This window comes from Micromonospora sp. PTRAS2 (genome assembly GCF_054052245.1).
Genome location: NZ_JBSWBU010000004.1, coordinates 149267 through 172295 on the forward strand (window position 1 = coordinate 149267; position 23029 = coordinate 172295).

At 75.1% G+C, this 23029-nt stretch carries 22 protein-coding genes; 10 read left to right on the top strand and 12 right to left on the bottom strand.

Annotated features, from left to right (window positions below):
- The first annotated feature begins 378 nt into the window (after positions 1-378).
- Positions 379-663 carry a type II toxin-antitoxin system Phd/YefM family antitoxin gene (locus ACVMYR_RS15660; protein WP_077938803.1) on the top strand — a complete coding sequence of 95 codons (285 nt, stop codon included), beginning with the start codon at positions 379-381 and terminating at the stop codon, positions 661-663.
- Positions 664-680: 17 nt separating this feature from the next.
- Complete coding sequence (locus ACVMYR_RS15665) at positions 681-974, top strand: type II toxin-antitoxin system RelE family toxin (protein ID WP_457122104.1); 294 nt, start codon at positions 681-683, stop codon at positions 972-974.
- A 238-nt stretch (positions 975-1212) separates the two neighbouring features.
- Here ACVMYR_RS15665 and ACVMYR_RS15670 read toward each other — a convergent pair whose 3' ends face one another.
- The gene (locus tag ACVMYR_RS15670) at positions 1213-1695 is read right to left on the bottom strand and encodes a MarR family winged helix-turn-helix transcriptional regulator (protein WP_457122105.1); all 483 of its coding nucleotides are present in this window, start codon (positions 1693-1695) and stop codon (positions 1213-1215) included.
- Positions 1696-2395: 700 nt separating this feature from the next.
- Between ACVMYR_RS15670 and ACVMYR_RS15675 the strand changes: the two genes are divergently transcribed.
- Positions 2396-3199, top strand: coding sequence for a hypothetical protein (locus ACVMYR_RS15675; RefSeq protein WP_457122106.1), 804 nt, complete (start codon positions 2396-2398; stop codon positions 3197-3199).
- Here the strand turns inward: ACVMYR_RS15675 and ACVMYR_RS15680 are convergent.
- From ACVMYR_RS15680 to ACVMYR_RS15710, 7 genes are all read right to left on the bottom strand, one after another.
- Complete coding sequence (locus ACVMYR_RS15680) at positions 3129-4007, bottom strand: ABC transporter ATP-binding protein (protein ID WP_457122294.1); 879 nt, start codon at positions 4005-4007, stop codon at positions 3129-3131. The two genes, ACVMYR_RS15675 and ACVMYR_RS15680, sit on opposite strands and share 71 nt — an antisense overlap.
- Entirely contained in the window at positions 4004-5080 is a 1077-nt protein-coding gene (locus ACVMYR_RS15685; RefSeq protein WP_396787716.1) for a FecCD family ABC transporter permease, read from the bottom strand. The genes ACVMYR_RS15680 and ACVMYR_RS15685 overlap by 4 nt, the downstream gene beginning before the upstream one ends.
- On the bottom strand, positions 5077-6126 hold the full coding sequence (locus tag ACVMYR_RS15690) for an iron chelate uptake ABC transporter family permease subunit (RefSeq protein ID WP_457122107.1): 1050 nt from the start codon (positions 6124-6126) through the stop codon (positions 5077-5079). Before ACVMYR_RS15690 ends, ACVMYR_RS15685 begins: the two co-directional genes overlap by 4 nt.
- Entirely contained in the window at positions 6123-7061 is a 939-nt protein-coding gene (locus ACVMYR_RS15695; protein WP_457122108.1) for an ABC transporter substrate-binding protein, read from the bottom strand. Before ACVMYR_RS15695 ends, ACVMYR_RS15690 begins: the two co-directional genes overlap by 4 nt.
- A 63-nt stretch (positions 7062-7124) precedes the next feature.
- Complete coding sequence (locus ACVMYR_RS15700; protein WP_457122109.1) at positions 7125-7976, bottom strand: siderophore-interacting protein; 852 nt, start codon at positions 7974-7976, stop codon at positions 7125-7127.
- A 140-nt stretch (positions 7977-8116) separates the two neighbouring features.
- Positions 8117-8545, bottom strand: coding sequence for a PIN domain-containing protein (locus ACVMYR_RS15705; RefSeq protein ID WP_457122110.1), 429 nt, complete (start codon positions 8543-8545; stop codon positions 8117-8119).
- Positions 8542-8787 carry a FitA-like ribbon-helix-helix domain-containing protein gene (locus ACVMYR_RS15710; protein ID WP_074474644.1) on the bottom strand — a complete coding sequence of 82 codons (246 nt, stop codon included), beginning with the start codon at positions 8785-8787 and terminating at the stop codon, positions 8542-8544. The genes ACVMYR_RS15705 and ACVMYR_RS15710 overlap by 4 nt, the downstream gene beginning before the upstream one ends.
- A 345-nt stretch (positions 8788-9132) precedes the next feature.
- On the opposite strand from ACVMYR_RS15710, the gene ACVMYR_RS15715 reads away from it, so the two are divergent.
- Positions 9133-9507: a VOC family protein gene (locus ACVMYR_RS15715; protein WP_077938810.1), complete on the top strand. Its 375-nt coding sequence runs from the start codon at positions 9133-9135 to the stop codon at positions 9505-9507.
- 102 nt (positions 9508-9609) lie between these two features.
- On the opposite strand, the gene ACVMYR_RS15720 is transcribed toward ACVMYR_RS15715, so the two are convergent.
- Together ACVMYR_RS15720 and ACVMYR_RS15725 are read right to left on the bottom strand one after the other, a co-directional pair.
- A complete protein-coding gene (locus tag ACVMYR_RS15720; protein WP_077938811.1) occupies positions 9610-10251 on the bottom strand; it encodes a response regulator in 642 nt (213 codons plus the stop codon).
- Positions 10248-11519, bottom strand: coding sequence for a sensor histidine kinase (locus tag ACVMYR_RS15725; protein ID WP_457122111.1), 1272 nt, complete (start codon positions 11517-11519; stop codon positions 10248-10250). Before ACVMYR_RS15725 ends, ACVMYR_RS15720 begins: the two co-directional genes overlap by 4 nt.
- Before the next feature lie 152 nt (positions 11520-11671).
- Here ACVMYR_RS15725 and ACVMYR_RS15730 point away from each other — a divergent pair, with 152 nt between their 5' ends.
- Positions 11672-12424 (top strand): ABC transporter ATP-binding protein, encoded by a 753-nt coding sequence (locus tag ACVMYR_RS15730; RefSeq protein ID WP_077938812.1) that lies wholly within the window; start codon positions 11672-11674, stop codon positions 12422-12424.
- Positions 12421-14991, top strand: coding sequence for an FtsX-like permease family protein (locus tag ACVMYR_RS15735; RefSeq protein ID WP_457122112.1), 2571 nt, complete (start codon positions 12421-12423; stop codon positions 14989-14991). Before ACVMYR_RS15730 ends, ACVMYR_RS15735 begins: the two co-directional genes overlap by 4 nt.
- 134 nt (positions 14992-15125) lie before the next feature.
- On the opposite strand, the gene ACVMYR_RS15740 is transcribed toward ACVMYR_RS15735, so the two are convergent.
- Complete coding sequence (locus ACVMYR_RS15740) at positions 15126-16298, bottom strand: acyl-CoA dehydrogenase family protein (RefSeq protein ID WP_457122113.1); 1173 nt, start codon at positions 16296-16298, stop codon at positions 15126-15128.
- A gap of 378 nt (positions 16299-16676) precedes the next feature.
- Between ACVMYR_RS15740 and ACVMYR_RS15745 the strand changes: the two genes are divergently transcribed.
- From ACVMYR_RS15745 to ACVMYR_RS15760, 4 genes are all read left to right on the top strand, one after another.
- Entirely contained in the window at positions 16677-19022 is a 2346-nt protein-coding gene (locus ACVMYR_RS15745; RefSeq protein ID WP_457122114.1) for a histidine kinase, read from the top strand.
- A complete protein-coding gene (locus ACVMYR_RS15750) occupies positions 19012-19674 on the top strand; it encodes a response regulator (RefSeq protein ID WP_396787724.1) in 663 nt (220 codons plus the stop codon). The genes ACVMYR_RS15745 and ACVMYR_RS15750 overlap by 11 nt, the downstream gene beginning before the upstream one ends.
- Before the next feature lie 113 nt (positions 19675-19787).
- A complete protein-coding gene (locus ACVMYR_RS15755; RefSeq protein ID WP_043966893.1) occupies positions 19788-20717 on the top strand; it encodes an LLM class F420-dependent oxidoreductase in 930 nt (309 codons plus the stop codon).
- Between the two features lie 148 nt (positions 20718-20865).
- Positions 20866-22491 carry a hypothetical protein gene (locus ACVMYR_RS15760; RefSeq protein WP_077938824.1) on the top strand — a complete coding sequence of 542 codons (1626 nt, stop codon included), beginning with the start codon at positions 20866-20868 and terminating at the stop codon, positions 22489-22491.
- 70 nt (positions 22492-22561) lie between these two features.
- On the opposite strand, the gene ACVMYR_RS15765 is transcribed toward ACVMYR_RS15760, so the two are convergent.
- Positions 22562-23002 (bottom strand): Rv0361 family membrane protein, encoded by a 441-nt coding sequence (locus tag ACVMYR_RS15765; protein ID WP_077938825.1) that lies wholly within the window; start codon positions 23000-23002, stop codon positions 22562-22564.
- Positions 23003-23029 lie beyond the last annotated feature (27 nt).

The window sequence follows — 23029 nt, forward strand, 5'->3', positions numbered from 1 at the left end:
CGGTAGTTCGGCTGGGCTCGCTCTCTGTCAGAGGGGGCGTCGATGGCCTCCACCGGGCGTCGGACTTCTCCGTAGTCGTCCGACCGCCACGGATGGCTCCACGCTCGGACGCGGATCGTCAGTGGGTCGTCACGCCGGTGTCCACCGACGGCTTCCATTCGCCCGACGCGGCACGTGCCGGATCAACGAGGCGAAACGAGCCGTGGAGATCCAACGTGGGCAGATGCACTACCAACGGGTCGCCCAGCGATCGTGGCGGTGGTTCGCATGGTGGGTGCCTCCGGCCCGCTGCGCTCGTCCAGCATGGTGGCGAGCCGTGGTCGTCGCGATGAGCAGTCAGATTGGCCATGATTCTGACCGGTCGCTAAAGTGGTTGGCATGGAGACCATTCCGATCACGGAAGCCAAGGCCCGGATCGCCGAGCTCGCCGACCGGGTCGCCCGGGAGCATGATCACTTCACGATCACCCGTAACGGCCGGGCCGACGTGATGCTGATCTCGGTGGCCGAGTACGAATCGATGCGGGAAACGTTGGACCTGCTGTCCGACGACGAGACTCTCGCAGACCTGCGCCAGTCGCGGGAGGATTTCGCGGCCGGCGACACGTTCTCGGTGGACGAGGTTCGTGCCGAGCTGGAGCGGCGTCGAAGCAGGGCGGCCTGATGCCTCCAGGCAGGCGGATGGACGACCACACAGACGAACCGCTCAGCCCGTACACGGTGATGTTCTCCCGTCAGGCTCGTCGCAACCTGCACGAGGACCTGCCGTTGGAGGTGGCGATCGCGGCGACGGAGACCATCCAGCGGGCGATCGCGATCAACCCGTTCCGGGTGGGCAAGCCTCTCGACGAACCCTTCGACGGCTTCCACTCCGCCCGGCGTGGCACCTACCGGATCGTCTACCGGATCAACGAGGCAAAACGAGTCGTGGAGATCCACTCGATCCGCCACCGGCGCGACGCCTACCGTTGGTAGGGCGCCTTTCAGGAGTGGTCAGGTCCGGGCGTGCCGCCGCTGGTGCCACGGCGGCGTGACTCCTTGGCTGGGATAGCAGTCGCCGGTCGTAGGTGACGAAGGCGATGAGTCGGCTTGTTCCACGCTTCCGGCTCCTGGGGTCATCAGGGCTGTCTCGTTGCCGACCAGACGGGGGCGAAGCGGTCCAGGTCATGGGCGGCCGGTTGGGGGTTGGCCGCGCCGTGGTCCCTGCTGGTGGTCACAGGCACGATCCCCGGTCCTCGACGTCGCCGATGATCGCGAACAGCATGCGGCGGAGGGCCTGGACCTGGTCCTGGCCGAAGCGGTCGACCACCGAGGTCTCGACCGGGGCGCAGGCGTCGGCCACCTTCATGCACAGGACCCGGCCGTCGTCGGTGATCACGGGGATGCGAAGGCGGCGGTCGCCCGGGGCGCCGTGGCGCTCCACGAGGGCTCTGCGTTCGAGGCGATCCAGCTGGCTCATGAGGGTGGTCTTGTCCAGCCCCAGCGATCTGCCGAGTTCGCACTGAGTGCGCCCGCGTGTCTTGACGAGGGCGCTCAGCACGATGTAGTCGCGCAGCCCGAGCCCGTGCTCCTCGGCCACGTCACCGGTCGCCGCGCGCATGCGCTGAGCCGCCCGATGCAGAAGCCAGGTGATCTCGGAGTCGACGGAAGGGCTTGGGCCGATGGTCTCGGGTGCCGGTGGTCGCGGGCTCTGCATGCGGGAACCGTACGTCGTCAGTGGGACCGGGCCGCGGCCTCGGGGGCCAGCAGCGGGATGTCGTCGTAGGAGCCGAGGTCGTGCGCGGGGACGATCCGCATCAGCCCGTCCGGGGCGATCATGCGGAGGACGTCCTGGCGCAGCCGGGCCGCGATCGCTGTCGGCGAGCCTGCTCAGCAGCCACGGCCGCTCGACCCGCCGGCGGATGCCGTCGATCTGCCAGGTCAGGTCGCCGATGAACGCGTAGCGGAGGCCGGACGACAGGGTCACGAAGACGATCACGGAGCCGGTCGTATGCCCGCCCGCGGGGACGACGACCACCGCGCCGTCGCCGTACGCGTCGTGGCTTGAGCCGAATCCGATCGCATGAGGCGGGATTGTCTGAAGAAAGACTGTCTCGTGTCGGATGATCTGGTGGGAGGTGGCGATCGCGGCGACGGAAACCATCCAGCGGGTGATCGTCGTCCAACTCCGCGCAACGGCTCGGCGCGGCGGATCGTTGGGGAATGACATGGGCGCTGTCGTTCGCGAGGTCGTCGTCGTGGTGGCCGTGGCCGCGCTTGCGGCGTGCGGCGCGGTCGCCGGGCCGCCAGCCGACTCGCGGCCGGCTCCAGCGGTGACCCGGACAACCGGAACGCCGGCGGTCGAGTCAGGCTGGACCTCCTGCGCGGTCGACGCGCCCGAAGCTTTCGCTGGCCCATTGACCGAGGCTCTCACCCTGCCCCGCCTCGACACCGGCTTCCCGGCCACGGCGGCGGTCCTCTGCCGACAGGAGCCGACCCGCCGCCCTGACGGCGGCACGGACCTGGTCCTCACCGAGGGTCGCTCCACCGAGCTGACCGGCCTTCTCGCCGCCCTGCGCCTGCCTGACGGCGGGCCCACCACCGACGCCTGCACCCTGGAACTCCCGTCGGTGCCGAACCTGCTGCTGTTCGACGTGTCAGGCCGGTGGATCAGACCGGGGCTGCCGGTCGACGGCTGCGGCAAGCCCCTCCCCGAGGTCCAGCAGGCGGTCCGGAGCCTACGACTGAGCATCACGTTCCGGACCGTGGTGCGGGAGATCGAGTCGGCCGGGGCGGCCGCCTCGGGCTGCGGTCAGTCCTGGTCGGACATGGTCGCCACCGAAGCCGGTCAGCAGGGCAGCCGGCCACGAGTCGGTCGGATCGTGCCGCCCTTCCCGCCGACCGCACCGCTGCGGCTGTGTGTGTTCCGCGTGCCGGCAGACCAGCAGGGCACGAGTGAGCCCGCCGGGTCGTTCGCGTACGGGCGGTCCCTCCCGCCCTCGGAACGGGAGGCGCTACTGCGGGTGCTGGCCGCGCTGCCTCCGGCCGGACGGTGCGTGGGCGCTGCCGACAGGTTCGCCGTGCTGCGGGCCGGCGACGGCACGGGCGGCGAGCTGTACGTCGAACTCGACCACTGCCGACGTGTCCTGGTCAGCCCGTTGGTCGGCCCACCGACCCTTGCTCAGGCGGACGAACCGCTCCTGGAACTCCTCGCGAGGTAGCGTGCGGCCTGCCGGTGAACCTCGGCTCCCGGGTGTCGGCCGGCACGACGAGCGGCGCTCCGGTGACCGGGTCGGGGACGACCTGGTTCGGCATCCCGAAGACCTCGGTGACGAGCCCGGTGTCGACCGTCGAGGCGGGCGGGCCCTCGGCCACGATCCGGCCGTCGCGCATCGCCACGAGATGGGTCGCGTACCGGGCGGCGTGGTTGAGGTCGTGCAGCACGGCCACGACGGTGCGGCCCTGGGTGACCAGCCGGTGCAGCACGTTGAGCACGTCGATCTGGTGCGCCACGTCCAGGTAGGTGGTGGGCTCGTCGAGCAGCACGAGCGGCGTCTCCTGGGCCAGCACCATGGCGATCCAGGCCCGCTGGCGTTGCCCGCCGGAGAGTTCGTCGACCCGCCGGTCGGCCAGCTCGGTCGTGCCGGTCGCGGCCAGCGCCGACTCGACGGCCTCCTCGTCGGCGTGGGAGAAGCGGCGGAGCACCCGCTGGTGGGCGTAGCGGCCCCGGCCGACCAGTTCCCGCACCGTGATCCCCTCGGGCGCGGTCATGGTCTGCGGCAGCAAGGCGAGCCGGCGGGCGCGTTCCTTCGCCGGCAGGCCGCCGAGATCCGACCCGTCGAGCAGGACCCGGCCCGCGGCGGGGCGGAGCAGCCCGGACAGCGCCCGCAGGAGCGTCGACTTGCCGCACGCGTTCGGCCCGATGAGCACCGTGAACGAGCCGTCCGGCACCGCGAACGACATTTCCTCGCTGACGATCCGCTGGTCGTAGCGGAGGGTGACGTTCTCCGCCCGCAGCCGCGCGTTCAGCTGGTCGACCATCTGGTCCTCCTGATCTCGTGGACGAGCAGCCAGAGCAGGTACCCGCCGCCGAGGGTGACCGTGACCACCCCCACCGGCACGGTCAGCGGGATCACGTGCTGGGCGACCAGGTCGGCGCCGAGCAGCAGCACCGCCCCCACCCCGGCGGTGGCGGCGAGCGGCAGGCCCGGTGCCCGGACGAGCCGGCGGGCGATCTGCGGGGCGGCCAGGGCCACGAAGGAGATCGGGCCAGCGACGGTGGTGACGGCGCTGACCAGGGCGACCGCGATCAGGACGAGGATGGCGCGGCTCCGGTCGACCGCGACGCCGCTGGCGGCGGCGACGTCGTCGCCCAGTTCCAACTGGGCCAGGGCCGCCGCCCACAGCGGGGTGACCGCCAGCAGCGCCAGGACGACCCCGGCGGCGGGCCAGACCACCTCGGCGGTGGCGGTGTTGAGGGAACCGGCACCCCAGGCGGCGGCGAAGAGCGCCGTCTCCAGGTCGGCGCGGAGCAGCAGCCAGGTGTTGGTGGCGGCGAGCATCGAGGAGACGCCGACGCCCACGACGATGAACCGGAATCCGGAGAGGCCGTCCCGGTAGGCGAGCAGGTAGATCGCCAGCGCGGCCAGCAGGCCGCCGAGGAGCGAGCCGAGCATCAGCAGGTGCCAGCCGCCGCCGAGCAGCAGCAGGGCGACCAGCATTCCGGAGAACGAGCCGTTGGCCAGGCCGATGATGTCCGGGCTGGCCAACGGGTTGCGGGTGATGGTCTGGAAGATCGCCCCGGCGACGCCGAGTGCCGCGCCGAAGGCGACGGCGGCGGCGACGCGGGGCAGCCGCCACTCCAGCACGACGGTGCGGGTCAGCCCGCCGATCCGGCCGCCGAGTACGCCGAGCACCTCGTCGACGCGGAGCGGGAAGTCGCCCAGCCAGAGGCCGACCACCGCCAGCGTCGCGACGACGAGCGCGGCGGCGGCGCAGACGGCGGCCTCGCGTACGCCGACGGCCACGTGCCGGCGGTCGGTGCCGAGCACCAGCCGGCGGCCTCCGGCGGTGCGGCGGACCGGCCGGCTCCCGGCGCTCACAGCGCGGTCGCCCGTCGCCGTCGGGCCAGCGCGATCAGCACCGGCGCGCCCACGAACGCGGTGACGATGCCGACCGGCATCTCGCTGGGCAGCACGGCGATCCGGCCGACCACGTCGGCCAGCAGCACCAGCACCCCGCCGGCCAGCAGGGAGCCGGCGAGGATCCGGCGCTGGTCGGTGCCGACGCCCCAGCGCACCAGGTGCGGCACCACGAGCCCGACGAACGAGATGGGCCCGGCGATGGCGCTCGCCCCGCCGGCGAGCAGGGTCACCGCACCCAGCACGAGCAGCCGGATCCGGACGAGGCTGACGCCCTGCGCGGCGGCCAGGTCGGGGCCGAGCGCGAGCGCGTTCAGGCTGCGGGCCGCGAGCAGCCCGGCGAGCAGGCCGGCCACGATCAGCGGCAGCACCGGCAGCACCACGGCGGCGTCGCGTTCGAGCAGGCTGCCGGCGTTCCAGCCGCGCATCCGGTCGAAGGTGTCGGGGTGGGTGAGGGTGATCCCCGTGGTCAGGCCGGCCAGCACGGCACCGGTCGCCACCCCGGTCACCAGCAGCCGGGTCGGGGTGGCGCGCAGGTCCGCCGCGCCGCCGACGGCGTATACGGCGGTGGCGACCAGGAGCGCGCCGAGCAGGGCGAGCCACATGTAGCCGGCCGGCGAGGTGACCCCGAGGAAGGCGATGCCCGCGGCGACGAACGCGGCGGCTCCGGCGTTGACGCCGAGGATGCCCGGTTCGGCGAGCGCGTTGCGGGTGAACGCCTGCATCAGGGCGCCCGCCACCCCGAGCCCGGCGCCGACCAGCAGCCCGGCGAGGGTGCGCGGCAGGCGTTGTCCCCAGACGACGTACTGCGCGGTGTCGCTGCCCGCGCCCCGCAGCGCCGCCCAGACGTCCGCCGGGGGCACCGGGTTCGCGCCCACGAAGACCGACAACACCACCGACCCCAGGAGTACGGCGACCGCCCCGGCCAGCCAGCGCCAGACGGTACGGCGACGCGCGGCACGGCCGGTGGTCGGCGGTGCCGCGCGTGCGGGTGTGGTGGTGGTCAATTCGACGCGGCGAGGATGCGTTCGAGATCGTCGAGGACGGCCTGTCCACCGACCGTGCCGACCCCGGTGATCCAGAAGGACTGGTCGACCAGGTGCAGGCGGGGGAAGGCGGCGGCGTTGGCGTCGACCGAGGCCGGGATGGTGCTGCGGTCGTTGACGTCGACGGTGGTGACGAAGACGTGGTCGGCCTTGGCCTCCAGCACCCGCTCGGGGGAGATGTCGACCGAGATGGAGTTCTCCCAGTCGCGCTGGGGGGTCTTGAAGCCGACGCACTCCAGCGTGCTGCCGGCGAACGAGGTGGGCCCGTACAGCGTGAGGACGCCGTCGCGCGGCCGGATGAGCTGTGCGGTCTTCCCGGCGGTGCCGAACTTCGCGGCGATCTCCGCGCACCGCTGCTGGTAGCCGGTGAGGAGCTTGGCGGCGGATTCCGCCCCGCCGAGCGTGGTGGCGGTGAACGTGACGTTGTCCTGCCACGGGTCGGTCTGGGACGCCATGAACACGGTCGGGGCGACGGTGGTGAGCTGGTCGTAGAGGGCGGAGTGCCGGGACTCGGTGCCGATGATCAGGTCGGGCTTGAGGGCCGCGATCTTCTGCACGTTGGGTTCCTGGACGGTGCCGACGGTGGTGATGCCGGCGGCCTTGTCGCCGAGGTACCTGGGCACGCCGGCGGCCTCGCTGAGCACGGCTGCGCCGACCGGGGTGATCTCCAGGGCGATGGCGGTGTCGAGCTGGACCGGTTCGAGGACGACGACCCGGGTCGGCTTGTTCGGCACGTCGGTCTTGCCGCGCGCGTGCTCGACGGTTCTGGTGTCACCGACGCTGCCCGCCTGGTCGGCGTCGGCGGAGCCGCAGGCGGCCACGACGAGCGCCGTCGTCGAGGCGACGGCGAGGGCGAGGAGGCGTCGGCGGGCTGTTCGAGGGGTTGTCGAGCGCATGGTGCAGGTTCCCGTCTGGTGACTTATGGTGATGCCAGGGCGGCGGGATTAGGTTAGCGTAACCTAATCTGCCGCCTCCTCGCGGGCCGGGCGATCATGCCAGTACCCCTGCGTGTGAACCCGATCCGGGTCGATGCGCGCCTCGGCGAAGAGCCGACGCAGGTCCGCGATCCTGCTACTCTCCGTGGCCGCCCAGGCGTAGAAGTCGGTCCCCGCCCCGGCTGCCGCCGCGCCGTGCTCGACCAACCAGTCACCCACCATGGTGGTCAGCGCCGTCCCGCCCCGGGCCCCGCTGCGCAACCCGACCTGGACCGAGTGGCCGGCGGTCACGTCGTCGAGGGTGGCGGCGTCCGCCGCGTCGCCGGCCTCCAGCAGGACCGTCGCCCGCACCCCCGGCCCGAGGCTGGGCAGGATGCCCCGCACCGCCGGGTACGCCGTCTCGTCCGCCGCGATCAGCACCCGCGTCGCCGGCCCCGGCTCCCACTGCACGCCGTACCCGGGCTGGCCGGCCCGGACGTGCGGACCCGACAGCATCAGCCGGTCGCCCGGTCGGGCCCCCGCCGCCCAGCCGCTCGCCGGGCCGTGCGGCTGGTGCAGGTAGAAGTCCAGGTCCAGCTCGCCCGCCGCCGGCCGGGTCCGGTACGCGGTATAGCTGCGCAGCAGGGGCCGCTCGCGGTCGGGCGTGGACCGCCACGCGCGCCGCCACCCCTGCTCGGGCAGCCCCGCCCGCAGCCCGGCCGGGTAGTCGCCGGCGATCGGCAGCATGATCTTGATGCGCTGGTCGAGCTGGTGCGGGGCCAGCTCCCGCAGTCGTTCGTCGCCGAGCGTGACGCGGACGAACCCGGGCGACAGTCGCCGGGTCGCCGCCACGGTTGTCTCGAACAGCACGTTGGGCGAGTTGCGGAAGGTCGACATGCCGACAAAGGTTAGCCTAACCTGACCGGCGACTCGTCGAGCCGGTGCTGCGTGGTACGGGCGGGCCGGCTTGTCGTACGGCGTGCCGCGTGCGCCGCCGCACCGAGCCGTGCCCAACCCGGCGCGGCAGGGCGGTGGTCTCAGGCGTTCGTGGCCTGCCAGGGGTCGATGACTCCGATCCCCGTATCGGCGAAGTCCTTGATGTTGCGGGTGGCGAGGGTGGCGGCTTGGGCTCGGCAGATGGCGGCGATCTGGGCGTCGAACCCGTCGATCGGGCGGCCGAGCCTTTCCCTGCCGGCGACCACGTCGGCGTAGGCGCCGGCTGCCGCGAGGTCGAAGGGCAGCACCTGTCGAGGGAAGGCGGCGAAGATCTCGTTGGCGGCCTGGTGCAGCGATTCCCGAGGCTGGCCCTCGGGCAGCCGAGCGATGCCGTAGCGGATCTCGGCGACAGTGACAACCGTGGTGTGGAGGCTGGCGCCTGAACTCTGTCGGAGCCAGGTGAGCACCGCTGGCGCGGGCTCGGCCCGCATCAGTTCGGAGACGACGTTGGTGTCGAGAACGATCATCATTCGGGCAGGCTCGCCGCGCGGGGTGAGGTGGAACGCGACGGCAGCTCCAGGTCGACGCCGCCCAGCCGGGCGAAGCGCTCGGCGAGTGCGCTGAACAGGTCGGTCGCTGGTGTGTCCTCGGCGACGGCCGCGGTGAGGATGTCCCGGATCTCGGCTTCCATGGACTTGCCGTGCTGCGCGGCGCGGATGCGCAGCTTCTCCCGCACCGCGTCGTCGAGATCCCTGATGCTGAGGGCTGCCATCGCTTATCCTCCGACCTGGGTCATGAGAGCAATGCTAGCACCCGGCGCCGGGTGGCCCCGCCTCCGCCGGCCGGCACCGCGACCTGCGCAGGCCGAACGCGCGGCTGCCCAGACCCGGACGGATGCCGTAGCGGGGATCATGTTTGCGGTGGCGATACGCCTCAAGTAGCGTCACCGATCGTGAACACCGGACCGGCATCTCGCCACGCACGGATCGGCGATCCGGTGGAGGGCTGACCGCACGGCGGGTGCCGGCAGGGCACCCTCCAGGCTCGGCACGCGGACCTCCCGGCGGCCTGTGCACCGCAGGCCCCCATCCGTGTCGAGCACCGCGAGGTCAACCCGATGTCAGTCACGTTCAACCACACCATCATCGCCGCCAGGGACCGCGCCGAGTCGGCCCGGTTCTTCCGCCAGTTGCTGGAGCTGCCGGAAGCGCCGTCCTGGGGCCCGTTCACCAACATCCAGCTCACCGACGGCGTGCTGCTCCAGTTCGCCGAGCCGCCGGTGGAGATCCAGATGCAGCACTACGCGTTCCTGGTCGACGACGACCTGTTCGACCGGGCGTACCAGCGGCTGTGCGAGCAGGGCATCGAGCACTGGGCCGATCCGCAGATGCGCCGCCCCGGCGAGACCAACACCGAGCACGGCGGCCGGGGGGTCTACTTCAAGGACCCGGCGGGCCACGCCATCGAGCTGATCACCCGCCCGTACCTGTAGCCGGTTCTGCGGCCGGGCGGCCTGTCCACCGCCCGGCCGTCGGCCCGGACGACCGATGAGTTCGGGTGCCGCGGCGTGCCGGTGCGGCGGCGCCGGTCGCCGTCAGCCGACCAGGCGGCGTTCCCAGGCCCAGGCGGCGATCTCCACCCGGTTACGGGCGTCCAGCTTCGCCTGCACGCTGCCGAGGTGCGTCTTGACCGTGCCGACGGAGATGAACAGCTTCGCGGCGATCTCCGCGTTGGTCGCACCCCGCGCCACCAGCCGCACCACGTCCAGCTCCCGGGGCGACAGCCCCGCCGGGTCGGGGCGCGCCGGCTCCGGCGGATTGAGGTGCCGCAGCAGCCGTACGGTGATCGACGGGCTGATCAGGGCCTCGCCGGAGACGGCGGCCCGGACCGCCTCCACCAGCAGGGCGGGGCCGGAGTCCTTCAGCAGGAACCCGCACGCGCCGTTGCGCAGCGCGGCGTGCACGTACTCGTCCAGGTCGAACGTGGTCACCACGACCACCCGCACCGGGTCCACGACGCCGGGGCCGGCGAGCCGGCGCAGCGCGTCCAGCCCGTTCAGCCTCGGCATGCGGATGTCCAGCAGCACGACGTCGGGCCGCAGCCGGCGGGTCAGCTCGACCGCCTCGACGCCGTCGCCGGCCTCGCCGACCAGCTCCATGTCCGGCTGCGCGCCGATGATCATCCCGAACCCGGTGCGCACCATCGCCTGGTCGTCGGCCACCAGCACCCGGATCACCGGCCGCCCTCCCCGCCCGTGAGCCCCCGCGCCGCCGGGCCGGTAAGGCCCCTCCCGGCAGGCGACCCGCCGCCCAGCGGCAGGGCCGCGTCGACCACCCATCCGCCATCGACGCCGGGCCCGGCCCGCAGCCGGCCGCCGAGCGCACCCACCCGCTCGGTGAGCCCGGTCAGCCCGTATCCCGGCCGGCCGCCGCGCTGCCCCCGCCCGTCGTCGGCCACCCGCACCGACAACCACTGCGGCGTACGGCTGACCAGCACGTCCACCCGCCGCGCCCCGGTGGCGTGCCGCCGGACGTTCGTCAGCGCCTCCAGCACCACCCGGTACGCCGACGTGGTCACCTCGATCGGCAGGTCGCCCAGCGGCCCGTCGGTGTGCAGGTGGGCAGGGACCGGGCCGGCGGCGGTGAACGCCTCCACCAGCTCCGCCAGGTCGGCCACCCCGGCCAAAGGCGTCACCGGGGCGTCTGCCGGCCCGTCCTGGCCGCGCAGCACCCCGATCATGCGGCGCATCGCCGTCATGGTCTCCGCGCCGGCCCGCTCGATCTGCTCCAGCGCGGCGACGGCCCGCTGCGGGTCCCGCTCGGCGACGTAGCGCGCGCCCTGGGCCTGCACCACGATCCCGGTGACGTGGTGGGCCACGAAGTCGTGCAGGTCCCGGGCGAACTCGGCGCGCTGCTCCGCGCGTACCGCCGCGACCCGGCGCTCCCGGGCGGTCTCCGTGATCCGCAGGTACATGCCGGCGGCGGCGGCCCCGGCTGCGAGCAACGCGTAGGCCATGCCGATGATCAGGTGGTCGGCGTCGACCTCGGCGCGCAGCGGCAGCGCGGCGGCGGCGAGGCCGGTCGCGGCCACGGCGGCCAGGGCCGGCAGCGGGGCGGCCCGCCGGGCCAGCACGAAGACCACCCCGAGCAGCCCGACCGACTCGGCCAGCCCCCACAGGTGGGCCGATTCCCGCACCGGCACCCGGCCGTCCAGGCCGTAGGTGCCGCGTAGGAAGGCGTACGCCGTCGTCGTCGCCAGCGACCAGGCCGCCACCGCGCCGCCGGCCGCCGCCAGCCGGCGGGAGCCCTGCCGGTGCGCGGGCAACCACACCGCCGCGGTGGCGACCGCCAGCGCGACCTGCGCCAGCGCGGCCGGCACGGCCAGGGTGCCGTCGACGGGGAAGATCCGGCCGCCGACGACGTCGACGAGGCCGAGCAGCGCCATGCCGGCCAGGGCGACGGCCTGGCCGGCCCGCCGCCACCCGCCGCTGAAGGTTCCGGTCATCGCCCCCACCGTAGCCACCCGGCCGGCCCGGCGGATCTGCCGAAAGTCGGAGCCGGCGGGCGCGGACCCGACCCCGGACGGATGCGCCGGCGGCCCGTCCACCGGGAGGCTCTGCGGCGTCCCGGTGACCGGCACCGGAGGTGGAGGAGAACATGACGACGCACCATCCCGACCCCACGGCGGCCGTCGCGGCGGTCGACCTGGTCAAGGTGTACGGCAGGGGAGCCACGGCGGTACGCGCCCTCGACGGCGTGACGGTGGGCTTCCGTCGCGCCGCGTTCACGGCGATCATGGGCCCGTCCGGCTCCGGCAAGTCCACCCTCATGCACTGCCTGGCCGGCCTCGACACGGCCACCTCCGGGCAGGTGCTGCTCGGCGGCACCGATCTCGGCCGGCAGTCCGACCGGGTGCTGACCCGGGTCCGCCGGGAGCGCATCGGGTTCGTCTTCCAGTCGTTCAACCTGCTGCCGCAGCTCACCGCCGCGCAGAACGTCACCCTGCCGCTCGACCTCGCCGGGCGCGGCGTCGACCGGGAGCTCCTCGACCACGTGGTGGACGCGCTCGGCATCGGCGACCGGCTGGCGCACCGCCCCAGCGAGCTGTCCGGGGGCCAGCAGCAGCGGGTCGCCCTCGCCCGGGCCCTGGTGTCCCGCCCCGAGGTCGTCTTCGCCGACGAGCCGACGGGCAACCTCGACTCCCGCTCCGGCGCCGAGGTGCTCGGCCTGCTGCGCGACTGCGTGCGTACCCTCGGGCAGACCGTCGTCATGGTGACCCACGACCCGGTCGCCGCCGCGTACGCCGACCGGGTGGTGCTGCTCGCGGACGGCCGGGTCGCCGGCGACCTGGCCGAGCCCGACCGGGGCGCGGTCACCGCCGCCCTGCACGGCCTGGCGGCGGCCCGGTGAGCCGGCGCGCCGTGCTGCTGCGCGCGCAGCTAGTCGAGGCGGCCCGCCGTCCCGGCCGGACGCTGCTGACGGGCCTGGCCGTGATCGTCGCGGCGTTCGTCGTGTTCGGCACCGTGCTGGCCTACCAGGTCACCGAGCGGACCGTGCTCGCCGGCTTCAGCGGCACCCCGGCGGCGGCCGACCTGGTCGTCACCGGCGGCGACGGCGTCCCCCTGCGGACGCTGGACGCGGCCCGCCGGCTGCCCGGCGTCGCCGAGGCGGTGGGCCGCACGGACCACTTCCACGAGTTCGCCGACGACCCGCGCGCGGGCCTGTCCGTGTACGCCGACCCCGGCTCCGGGCCGCTCGCCACGGTCCGCGTCGTGCAGGGGCGGTACCCGGCCACGGCGGGCGAACTGGCCGTCACCCGGCGCACCGTCGACCGGCTCGGGCTGGGCGTCGGCGAGACCCTGCGGCTGGCGGGCGCCGCGCCGGACCGGCCGGTCGCGGTGACCGTCGTCGGCGTGGTCGACGCCCCGGACGACCCGGGGGAGACCGGCTACACCACGGAGGCGTTCGCCGCCCGCCTCGGCGGCTCCGACCAGCTCCGGCAGGTCGAGGTGCGGCTCGCCCCCGGCGTCGACCCCGACGCCGTGTCCGCCGCGCTGGCCGGCGCCGCGTCGGCTCCCGGTGCGTCGGCTCCCGGTGTGACGGCCGGCCCGTCCGAGGGCGCCGGTGACGGCGTCGTCGTCCGCCCCGGGTCGGAGGTCCGCCGCGCGGAGGCCGACGAGGTCAGCGGGCGCGTCCAGGACCTCTTCGCCCTCGTCACGATGTTCGTGGCGATCGCCGTCGTGGCGGCGGTGCTGGTCGCCACCTCCACGTTCCGGATCGTCTTCGCCCAGCGGATGCGGCAGCTCGCCCTGCTGCGCGCCGTCGGGGCGCCCCGCGCCGGGCTGCTCCGGGCGCTGGTCGTCGAGGGGGCCGGCACCGGCCTCGTCGCGGGCCTGGCCGGCGTGCTGGCCGCGTACGGCGTCGGGCACGGGCTGCCGCCGGTGCTGCGGGCGTCCGGCCTCGCCGTGGCCTCGCCCGGCCACCCGGTCGCGGCGGCGGTCGCCGTGGCGCTCGGCGCGGCCCTGGTCACGGCGCTGGCGGTGCTCGCCCCGGCGGTCACCGCCGCCCGGGTCGCCCCGCTGGAGGCGTTGCGCGCGGCCAGCACCACGGCCGGCCGGCGCGGCGTCGGCCGGCTGCGCGCCGCGGCGGGACTCCTGCTCGCCGTGGGCGCGGTGCTGGTGGCGCTGCTGGTGGCGAGCCGGCTGCCCGGCCCCGACACGGAGAACTACGACCCGGCGAACCCGCTGCTGGCGATCGTGGCGTCCGGCGCGCTCGCGTACGCCGCGCTGGTGGCCCTCGGGCCGTTGCTCGTGCGCCCGGTGCTGGCGGTTGTCGGCTGGCCGCTGCGCCGCCTCGGCCCGCTCGGCCGGCTGGCCGTCGGCGGGGTCGGCGGGGCACCCCGCCGGGCGGCGGCGGTCAGCGTCGTCGTCGCGCTCGGGGTCACCCTGGTCGCGGGCGCGCTCGTCGGCAGCGCCTCGCTCGGGACGCTGCTCAAGCGGGAACTCGCCGGCATGGCGCCGGCCGACGTCGCCGTCACCGCGCGGGGCGACGGGCCGTTGCCGGCCGGGCTCGTGCAGCGCGTCCGGGGCATCGGCGAGCTGGCGCGGGTGGTGCCGTACCGCAGCAGCCCCGACGTGCGCGTCGCCGGCGCGGAGGTCGACGGGCTCGCCGCCACCGACCTGGACCTGCGCGCGCTGGCCACCTGGGCGGACTTCGGCGCGAGCGCCGGCCGGCTCACCGACGCCGGCCCGGGGCGGGTGGTGCTGCTGCGGTTCCTCGCCGAACAGGCGGGCGTGCGGCCGGGCGACGAGGTGACCGTCACCCGGGGCGACCGGTCGGTGCGGCTGCGGGTGGCCGCGACCATGGCGAACACCCCGGTCGGCGCGGGCCTGCTGGTCGACCCGGCGGACCTGGACCGGCTCGGCGTGCCGGCCGGCCCGACCGGGCTGCTGGCCGACGTGGCGGGCGACGACGACCGGGCCCGGGCGGCGGCGGTACGGGCCCTGCGCGCGGCCGGCGGTCAGCAGGTGGGCATCGTGGTGACCGCCGACGACCGCGACGAGCTGGACGGCCGGCTCGACGCGCTGCTGGGGGTGCTGCTGTCCCTGCTCGGCCTGACCGTGGTCGTCGCCGTGGTCGGCGTCGGCACCACCACGGCTCTGTCCGTGGTGGAACGCACCCGGGAGTCCGGCCTGCTGCGGGCCGTCGGGATGTCGCGTCGCCGGCTCGGGGCGATGCTGACGGTCGAGGCGGGCCTGTACGGCGTCCTCGGCGCGGCCCTCGGCCTGCTGCTGGCGTGGCCGTACTCGTGGCTGACCGTCGCGGCGCTCGGCCAGGACGCGCCCGTCGAGTTCCCGGCCGGGCAGCTCGCCGGGGTCGTGCTGGCCCTCGCGGCGGCGACGGCGCTCGCCGGGCTGCTGCCGGCGCGCCGGGCGGCCCGGGTGAGCCCGGTGGTCGCCCTGGGCGCGGGCGACTGACCCCGCCCAGCCCTGCTCGGCCCGGCCGGACTGCCGGCCTGGCCTGGTCGGACCCCGCTCGGCCGGACCCCGCTCGGCCGGACCCCGCCGGGTCCGGCCGGGCGGTGGGTCGTTGTCGCCGGCACAGCCCGCCGTCAGTAGGCGAGCTCGACCGGGCGGCCGAGCAGTTGGCTGCCGTTGTTGCCCAGCCAGCCCTCGGCCGCCGCCGCGTGCTGCGAGAACGTGTGGATGTCCCGGAAGCGGCGCTGCACGGGCGAGGAGTCCCGCGCCGCGCCGCCCCCGGTCGCCCGGTAGCAGGCGTCCACGGCGGCGGCGGTGACCTCGGTGACCCAGGGCAGGCTGGCCGAGATGCGCGGCTGCAACGCGGCGAACGCGGCCGGCCCGCCGCCGTGCGCCGCCCGGAACAGGTCGTCGGCCAGCGACCGCAGCAGCGCCCGGGCCGCCCGGACGTGCAGGTCGGCCCGGCCCAGCCGCTCCCGGAAGGCCGGCGAGTCGGCCAGCGACTGCCGGGCGTAGAGCCGCCGCCCGCCCCCGTCGAGCAGGGCGACCGTGTCGTCCAGTGCGCCCTGGGCGATCCCGACGGCCACCGCGCCCAGGTGCAGGACGAACTGGGCCAGCGGCGCGACGAAACCCGGCCCCGGCACGCACGGCACGCCGGTGAACAGGTCGAAGCTCCGCTCGACCGGGCAGTAGACGGCGTCGACCCGCACGTCGTGGCTGCCGGTGCCGCGCAGCCCGAGGGCGTGCCAGGTGTCCTCCACGGTCACCTGCCCGGCCGGGAGCAGCATCGAGCGGACCTCCACCGGCTGACCGGCCGGGCCGGGCAGCGGCTGGCCGTCGCCGGTGAGCACGCAGTTGCCGAAGATCCAGTCGGCGTGCCGGGACCCGCTGGCGAACGCCCACCGCCCGGTCACCTGGAAGCCGCCGTCGGCCAGCTCCGCCCGCCCCTGCGGGGCGAAGCCGCCGGCCACCACGACGTCGGGGCCGTGGGCGTACAGCTTGTCGAACTGGTCGCGCGGCAGCATCGCCAGCAGGTGCGGGGTCTCCGCGCCGATCATCACCGTCCAGCCCGTCGACCCGTCCGCGCGGGCCAGCGCCTCCAGCACCGCCAGGCCGGTGTGCGGGTCGGCGTCGTACCCGCCGTGGCTGCGCGGCACGAACATCCGGAAACAGCCGGCGGCCCGCAGCCGGTCGAGCAGGTCGACGGGCAGCCCCCGGGCCGCCTCGATCTCCTCCGCCCGCCGGGCCAGCTCGGGGGCCAGCTCCCGCACGGCGCCGGTCAAGCGAATCCGGTCCTGGTCGTCCACTGCCGCCTCCTGGTCACACCTGGCACGCGACGTCCCTGCGACGCCACGGCACAGACGGTGCGTCGCCCGGCGTCCCGGCGGGAAGGGACAGCGGTACCGGCGGGCCGGGCCCGCGGCGTACGGCAGAAGTTCCCGACCGACCGGGACGGCACGCACCAGGCGGCCGGGACACCGGGACCGGGATGCTCGACGGGCCGGGGCCGTCGCCCGCACCGCGACCCCCCGGCCCACGCCCACGAGCCGTCAGCCCGGGAGGTCTCCGTGTCCGTCAGCGCCCATCCCGTCCCCGCCGGCCGGCGGGCGACTGTCGCGGGACCGACATCCGCCCTGGAGCAACGGGCCATCGGCAACCGACGACGCGGCTGACAGGATCACGTCATGCTGGCCGACCCGCCGCCGCGTGCCCGCCCCGTCCCGAGCGCCGGCGACGACCACCGCCGCCCGGTCGCCGCCCGGGCCGTCGCCGTCGCCTGCGCGCTGCTGTTCACCGGCACCGCGCTGTGCTGGGCGCTGGCCCACCGCCCGTGGGGGCTCGCCCAGCTCTACTTCCTCGTCGACTTCACCGACTGCGCCGTCTACGGGACGGTGGCCTGGCTGGTCCTGCTGCGCCGGGGGCACCCGGTCGCGTGGCTGCTGGCCGTGACCGGGATCGGCGGTGGGGTCTCCGCCCTGGGCGCCCAGTACGCCGACCTGCTCCGGGTGCACCCCGGGCTGCCCGAGATCACCTGGCTCACCTCGGCCCGGCACTGGGGCTGGGCGCCGGGCATGCTGTCGCTGATCGTGGTGCTGCCGTGGCTGGTGCGGGAGGGGCGGCTGCCGGTGCCGGCGCGGGTGGCGGTGACGGCGGGCGCGGCGGTCGTGGCCGCCTTCGAACTGTGCCAGCTCACCTGGCCGGGCCCGGGGGCCACCGGCTCCGACGTGCCGCTGCCGATCCGCAGCGCCGGCTGGGCGACGCTGGTCGAGCTGGTCCTGCCCGTGCTCGCCGCCCTGGTGCCGGTGCTCGGGCTGATCGCCGCCGGTGGGCTGCTGTGGCGGCGGCGGGTCGCGTCGACCACCGAACGGGTCGGACTGGGCTGGCTCGCCGTGGGCACGGCGCTGCTCGCGGTGAGCTTCGCCCCGGTGGCGCTGCCCGCCGACCGGGCGCACCTGGTGCCGCCCTGGCTGCCCCCGACGGGCATGCTGGCCGCCCAGGCGTTCTTCCCGGCCGCCGTGCTGGCCGTCGTGCTGCGGCAGCGGCTGTGGGGGATCGAGATCGCCGTCCGTCGTACGCTGGTCTGGTTCCTGCTGACGTTCCTGCTGGTCGCCGCGTACGTCGTCGGGGTGACCACCCTGGACGCCCTGCTCCCGGCCAGCCGGGCGGTGCCCGGGGTGCTGGTCACGGCCCTCGTCGCCGCCGCCGTGCAGCCGGGCCGCTGGTGGGTGCAGCGGCGGGTGGACCGGCTCATCCACGGTGCCGCCGCCGAGCCGCTCGGGGTGGTCCGGGGCGTGGGGGACCGGATCAGCGCCAGCGAGGACCCGGCCGACGTGCTGACCGGGGTGGCGCGGAGCCTCACCGACTCGCTGCGGCTGGGCGCGTGCGGCATCGAGGTGGACGGCCCGGAGCCCTGCACCGCCCACTGCGCCTCGACCGGGCCGGTGGGCGAGCCGCTGGTGCTGCCGCTGCGGCGGGGCGAACGGGAGGTCGGGCGGCTCACCGCGTGGGCGCGGGCCGGCGAGCGGCTCGACGGGCGTACCCGATCGGCGCTGGTCGACCTGGCCCCCGTGGTCGCCTCGGCGGCCAGCCTCGCCGCCACCAGCCGGGCGCTGGTGGCGTCGCGGTCCCGGCTGGCCGAGGCCCGCGACTCGGAACGCCGCAAGCTGCGCCGGGACCTGCACGACGGCCTCGGCCCCACCCTCGCCGGGGTGGCGCTCGGCCTCCAGGCGGCCCGCAACCTGCTCGGCGTCGACCCGGCCGCCGCCGGCCGGCTGCTGGACCGGCTGCGCGACGAGACGGACCAGGGCGTCGAGCAGGTCCGTGACCTGGCCCGCGGCCTGCTGCCGCCGGTCCTCGGCGAGCGCGGGCTGGCCCCCGCCCTGCACGAGCTGGCCGGGCGGTACGACGGCTCGGGGCTGGCCGTGCAGGTGGACGCCCCGCCGCTGCCGCTGCCCGAGCCGGTGGCCACCGCCGTGTACGGCATCGTCGCCGAGGCCGTCCGCAACGCCCAACGGCACTCGGGCGCGTCGGTCTGCACGGTGCTGGTCGAGCGCGACGCCGACGGGCTCGCCGTGCGGGTCGCCGACGCCGGGCGGGGCATCGGGGCGGGCATCCCGGCCGGGGTCGGCATGCTCTCGATGCGGGAGCGGGCCGAGGGGATCGGCGGGGTGTGCGCGGTCGGGCCGGGGCCGGACGGCGGGACGGTCGTCAGCGTGCGCGTGCCCGCCGACCGGCTCCCGCCGCCCCCGCCGCTCCCGTCGCTCCCGGCCGGGACCCCGGCCGACGGTGCCCGGCCGGTGGGTGCTGAGCAGTCGGTGGGAGCTGCGGTGGGCGCTGCGCGGCCGGTGGACGCTGCGGTGGGTGCTGCGCTGCCGGTGGACGCGGTGCTGCCGATGGAGGCGGCGCGCGTGGAGGGCGGTCTGCTGCCGGTGGGCGCGGCGCGGGTGGAGGGCGGTCTGCTGCCGGTCGGCGGTGTGCCGCCGGTGGGGGTCGCGTCGGGCGGGTCGGAGGTGACCGTTCGTGGGCGCTGACGAGGCGGCGATCCGGGTGGCGGTCGTCGACGACCATCCCGTGTTCCGGCTCGGCATGACGGCGTTGCTGGCGTCCACCCCCGGGCTGGAGGTCGTCGGCGAGGCCGCGGACGCCGACGAGGCCGTCCGGGTCGCCGACCTCACCCGCCCGCAGGTGATCATCATGGATCTCCACCTCGGCGGCGGCCGGTCCGGGGTGGAGGCCACCCGCGAGATCGTCGGCCGGCACCCGGGGACCGGGGTGCTGGTGGTGACGATGCTGGACGACGACGACTCCGTCTTCGCCGCGCTGCGCGCCGGAGCGCGGGGCTACCTGCTCAAGGGCGCCGCGCCGGGCGAGGTGGACCGCGCCGTCCGGGCGGTGGCCAACGGGGAGGTGCTGCTCGGGCCGGTGGTGGCGAGCCGGGCGATCGGCTTCCTGGCCGGGGGGCGGGCGAGCGGCCCGGCGCCGTTCCCCGAGCTGACCGACCGGGAGCGCGAGGTGCTCGACCTGGTCGCCCAGGGGTTGAGCAACCTCGTCATCGCCCGCCGGTTGACCCTGAGCCCGAAGACCGTCCGCAACCACCTGTCCAACGTGCTCGGCAAGCTCCAGGTCGCCGACCGCAGCCAGGCCATCCGGCGGGCCCGCGAGGCCGGCCTCGGCCAGCCCTGACCCGCCCGCCCGACGTAGGCGTCGCGGGGCGGGCCCGGGGCGTGAGGAGGGTCCCCTTCTCTACCGGAGGCGTTAACAAGGGGCCCTTCCTTGCCACTCCCTATGCTCGGGGAATGGAACTGCGGATCTTCACCGAACCCCAGCAGGGCGCCAGCTACGACCAGCTGCTCGCCGTGGCCCGCTGCGCCGAGGACGCCGGCTACGGCGCGTTCTTCCGTTCCGACCACTACCTGAAGATGGGCTCGGTCAGCGGCGACCCCGGCCCCACCGACGCCTGGACCACCCTCGCCGGGCTGGCCCGGGACACCTCCCGGATCCGGCTCGGCACGCTGATGACGGCCGCCACCTTCCGGTTCCCCGGGCCCCTCGCGATCACCGTCGCGCAGGTCGACCAGATGAGCGGCGGACGGGTGGAGCTGGGCATCGGCGCCGGCTGGTTCGCCGAGGAGCACAGCGCGTACGGCATCCCGTTCCCGCCGCTGGGGGAGCGGTTCGACCGGCTGGAGGAGCAGCTCGCCGTCATCACCGGGCTCTGGGAGACCCCGGCCGGTGAGACCTTCGACTTCGCCGGGCGCTACTACCCGGTGCAGGGTTCGCCGGCCCTGCCCAAGCCGGTGCAGCAGCCGCGCCCGCCGATCCTGCTCGGCGGGAAGGGGCCGAAGCGTACGCCCCGCCTCGCGGCCCGCTACGCCGACGAGTTCAACCTGCCGTTCGTCTCGATCGAGGAGACGGCCGCGCAGTTCGAGCGGGTCCGCGCCGCGTGCGCGGAGATCGGCCGGGACCCGGCCGGGATGAACTGGTCCAACGCCCTGGTGCTGTGCTGCGGGCGGGACGAGGCGGAGGTGCGCAGGCGGGCCGAGGCGATCGGGCGGGAGCCGGCCGAGCTGCGCGAGAACGGCCTCGCCGGCACCCCCGCCGAGGTCGTCGACAGGATCGGCCGGTACGCCGAGACCGGCAGCGGCCGGATCTACCTCCAGGTCCTCGACCTGGCCGACCTGGACCACGTCGAGCTGGTCGCCGCCGAGGTGATGCCCCAGCTCTGACGGCCGCCACCGGGCGGGACCGGCCACCGGGGCGGGAGGTCCAGCCACCCGGGTGGGCCCGCCGCCTGGGCGAGTTCGCCGGATTCGCTGACACCGGGGCCCCGCTGGTGGAACCTGCGAGGGGAGCTTCGGGCGGAGGTGGGGGCGCGTGGGCCGCAGGCAGGTCGGGCTGCTCGTCCTCACCGGCCTGTTCCCCACCGTCGAGGCCATCGTGCTGGTGGCGATGGGCTTCGTGGCCGCCGAGGGGCTCGCGCCGCAGACCGGTGCCGTCTGGCCGTACGACACCTACCACGACCTGCGGTGGATGTTCGTCTACCACCAGTCGTGGCCGGAGTTCCTGACGACGTTCTGGCTGGTGGTGCTGGCCCGCACCGGTTACCACACCCTCATGGTGCGGCTGGCGTGGCCGGAGGGGATGCCGATGCCGTCGGTGCCCTGGATGCTCCGGCGGGGCTTCCTCCTGGCCGTGGTGGTCACGGTCGTCGTCTCGCCGTGGGCGGTGATCTCGGTGGCCGCGTCGGTGGTGGCGCTGTCCTGGGTGCTGCTCGCGTCGCTGCTGCCGATGTTCCTGATCGCCCCGTTCATGCAGCGGGCCGCCATGGTCAAGGTGTGGTGGGGCGGGCTGCCGTCGATCCGGCTGGTCGGCTGGTCGCTGCTGAACCTGGTGGCGCTCACGCTGGCCGGCGCGGTGGCGTGGAGCGTGCCGAGCTGGTGGACGGTGCCGGTTTCCGCCGTGGCGGGCGTGGTGAACGGGCTGCTGTGGATCCGGATCCTCCGGGTGGCCCTGCTCGCGCCGCCGCCGAGGTGGGCCCGGGTGCCCGTGACGCCGTTCGTGGTGCTGGTCGCGTTCGCCGTGCCGGTGCTGATCCCGCTGGCGGTGGACGCGGTGCCGGCCAGCCTGCGGGCCGAGCAGGTGCTGCTCGACCGGCCGCTGCCACCGGAGATCACCCAGGCGGTGGTCGTGCTGGCCGGCTACGGCTCCGCGTACGGGGGCGAGCAGCCGAACGACCCGAGGGTGCAGTGGTTCTCCTACCGGGGGTTGGACCCCGACGGCAGGCCCCGGCCCTACGGGCCGACGGACACCACGATCTCGATGGCCGACAGCGTGCGGCTGCTCGCCGACCAGGTGGACCGGCTGCACCGGCAGACCGGCCGGAAGGTGGCCCTGGTCGGGGAGAGCGAGGGGGCGCTCGTGGCCCGCACCTACCTCGCCGAGCGGCCCCACCCCGCGGTCGACGCGCTGGCCATGTTCAGCCCGCTGATCGGGGCCGGCCGGGCCTACTATCCGCCGCCCGGCGTGCGCCGGGGGTGGGGGCTGGTCACGGGCTGGTACCTGCGGGCCCTCTTCGAACCCGTCCGCCTCAGCGGCGGGCCCGGCAACGGGCCGGACGAGCCGTTCATCCGCTCGCTGCTCGACGACGCGCCGTTCTACCGCAACGGGTTCATGTGCCCGGTGTCCGGCGTGCGGATGGTGGCCTTCCTGCCGTACACGACGGCCGCCGAGGCGCCGCCCGGCGACTACACCGGCATCCCGGTCTTCCAGACCATCGGCGTGCACGGCGGCCTGCTCGACCGGACGCAGGTCCGGGACAACCTGGTCGCCTTTCTCGCCGGCGCGTCGGTGCAGCGGACCCGGGCCGAGTACACGCTGATCCAGCGGCTCACCGCCGCCTGGCAGGCGCCGCCGCTGGACATCTCGGCCAATCCGGCGTGGGCGGACGTCCGGGAGCCGGACCCGGCGTTCACGGGCCGGGTCTGCGTGCCGGGCAGGTGACCGATCTGCGTGCCCGGCCGCTGACCGACGGGAGCGCCGGGCGGGGCGGGCCGGCGCGGGCCCGCGTGGGTCACAGCGGCGGCGGGCCGCACACCTTCCAGCCGCCGTCCTGCTTTTTGAGGTGGAACTGCACCTCCCTGCTCGGGAGGCCCGGGTAGGTGATGTCGGCGGTCACGACGTACTGCGTGGGGGCTTCGCTGCTCCGCTGGACGGCGAGATCGGTGATGCGGAATCCGGTCGGGTCGACGATCGCGCTGGCGGTGGCGTCCCAGTCCGCCCGGGACCGCCCGCGCTGTCCGGCCGCGCAGAGCAGGTCGTACGCCGTGCCGTTGTCGCCCCGCACGGCGGCGCCGAGGTATGCCTCGCTGGCGGCGCGCATGCCCGGCTCGTCCGCCTTGTCCTTGCGCTGGAGATAGAAGCCGCTGATCGGCGTGCCGCAGCAGACGAGCGCGACGACGACGAAGAGCGTGATCTCGAATCCCCGGGTGGACATGTTCGCCTTGTCGGCCATGCCGTGAGGGTAGGGACGGCCGGCAAC

Excerpts from the sequence above, each read along its gene's own strand:
- ACVMYR_RS15730 (WP_077938812.1), top strand. The coding sequence starts at position 11,672 with ATGACGACGCACCATCCCGACCCCACGGCGGCCGTCGCGGCGGTCGAC.
- ACVMYR_RS15700 (WP_457122109.1), bottom strand. The coding sequence starts at position 7,976 with ATGTCGACCTTCCGCAACTCGCCCAACGTGCTGTTCGAGACAACCGTG.
- ACVMYR_RS15765 (WP_077938825.1), bottom strand. The coding sequence starts at position 23,002 with ATGGCCGACAAGGCGAACATGTCCACCCGGGGATTCGAGATCACGCTC.
- ACVMYR_RS15660 (WP_077938803.1), top strand. The coding sequence starts at position 379 with ATGGAGACCATTCCGATCACGGAAGCCAAGGCCCGGATCGCCGAGCTC.
- ACVMYR_RS15715 (WP_077938810.1), top strand. The coding sequence starts at position 9,133 with ATGTCAGTCACGTTCAACCACACCATCATCGCCGCCAGGGACCGCGCC.
- ACVMYR_RS15755 (WP_043966893.1), top strand. The coding sequence starts at position 19,788 with ATGGAACTGCGGATCTTCACCGAACCCCAGCAGGGCGCCAGCTACGAC.
- ACVMYR_RS15745 (WP_457122114.1), top strand. The coding sequence starts at position 16,677 with ATGCTGGCCGACCCGCCGCCGCGTGCCCGCCCCGTCCCGAGCGCCGGC.
- ACVMYR_RS15665 (WP_457122104.1), top strand. The coding sequence starts at position 681 with ATGGACGACCACACAGACGAACCGCTCAGCCCGTACACGGTGATGTTC.
- ACVMYR_RS15705 (WP_457122110.1), bottom strand. The coding sequence starts at position 8,545 with ATGATGATCGTTCTCGACACCAACGTCGTCTCCGAACTGATGCGGGCC.
- ACVMYR_RS15670 (WP_457122105.1), bottom strand. The coding sequence starts at position 1,695 with ATGCAGAGCCCGCGACCACCGGCACCCGAGACCATCGGCCCAAGCCCT.
- ACVMYR_RS15695 (WP_457122108.1), bottom strand. The coding sequence starts at position 7,061 with ATGCGCTCGACAACCCCTCGAACAGCCCGCCGACGCCTCCTCGCCCTC.
- ACVMYR_RS15725 (WP_457122111.1), bottom strand. The coding sequence starts at position 11,519 with ATGACCGGAACCTTCAGCGGCGGGTGGCGGCGGGCCGGCCAGGCCGTC.
- ACVMYR_RS15710 (WP_074474644.1), bottom strand. The coding sequence starts at position 8,787 with ATGGCAGCCCTCAGCATCAGGGATCTCGACGACGCGGTGCGGGAGAAG.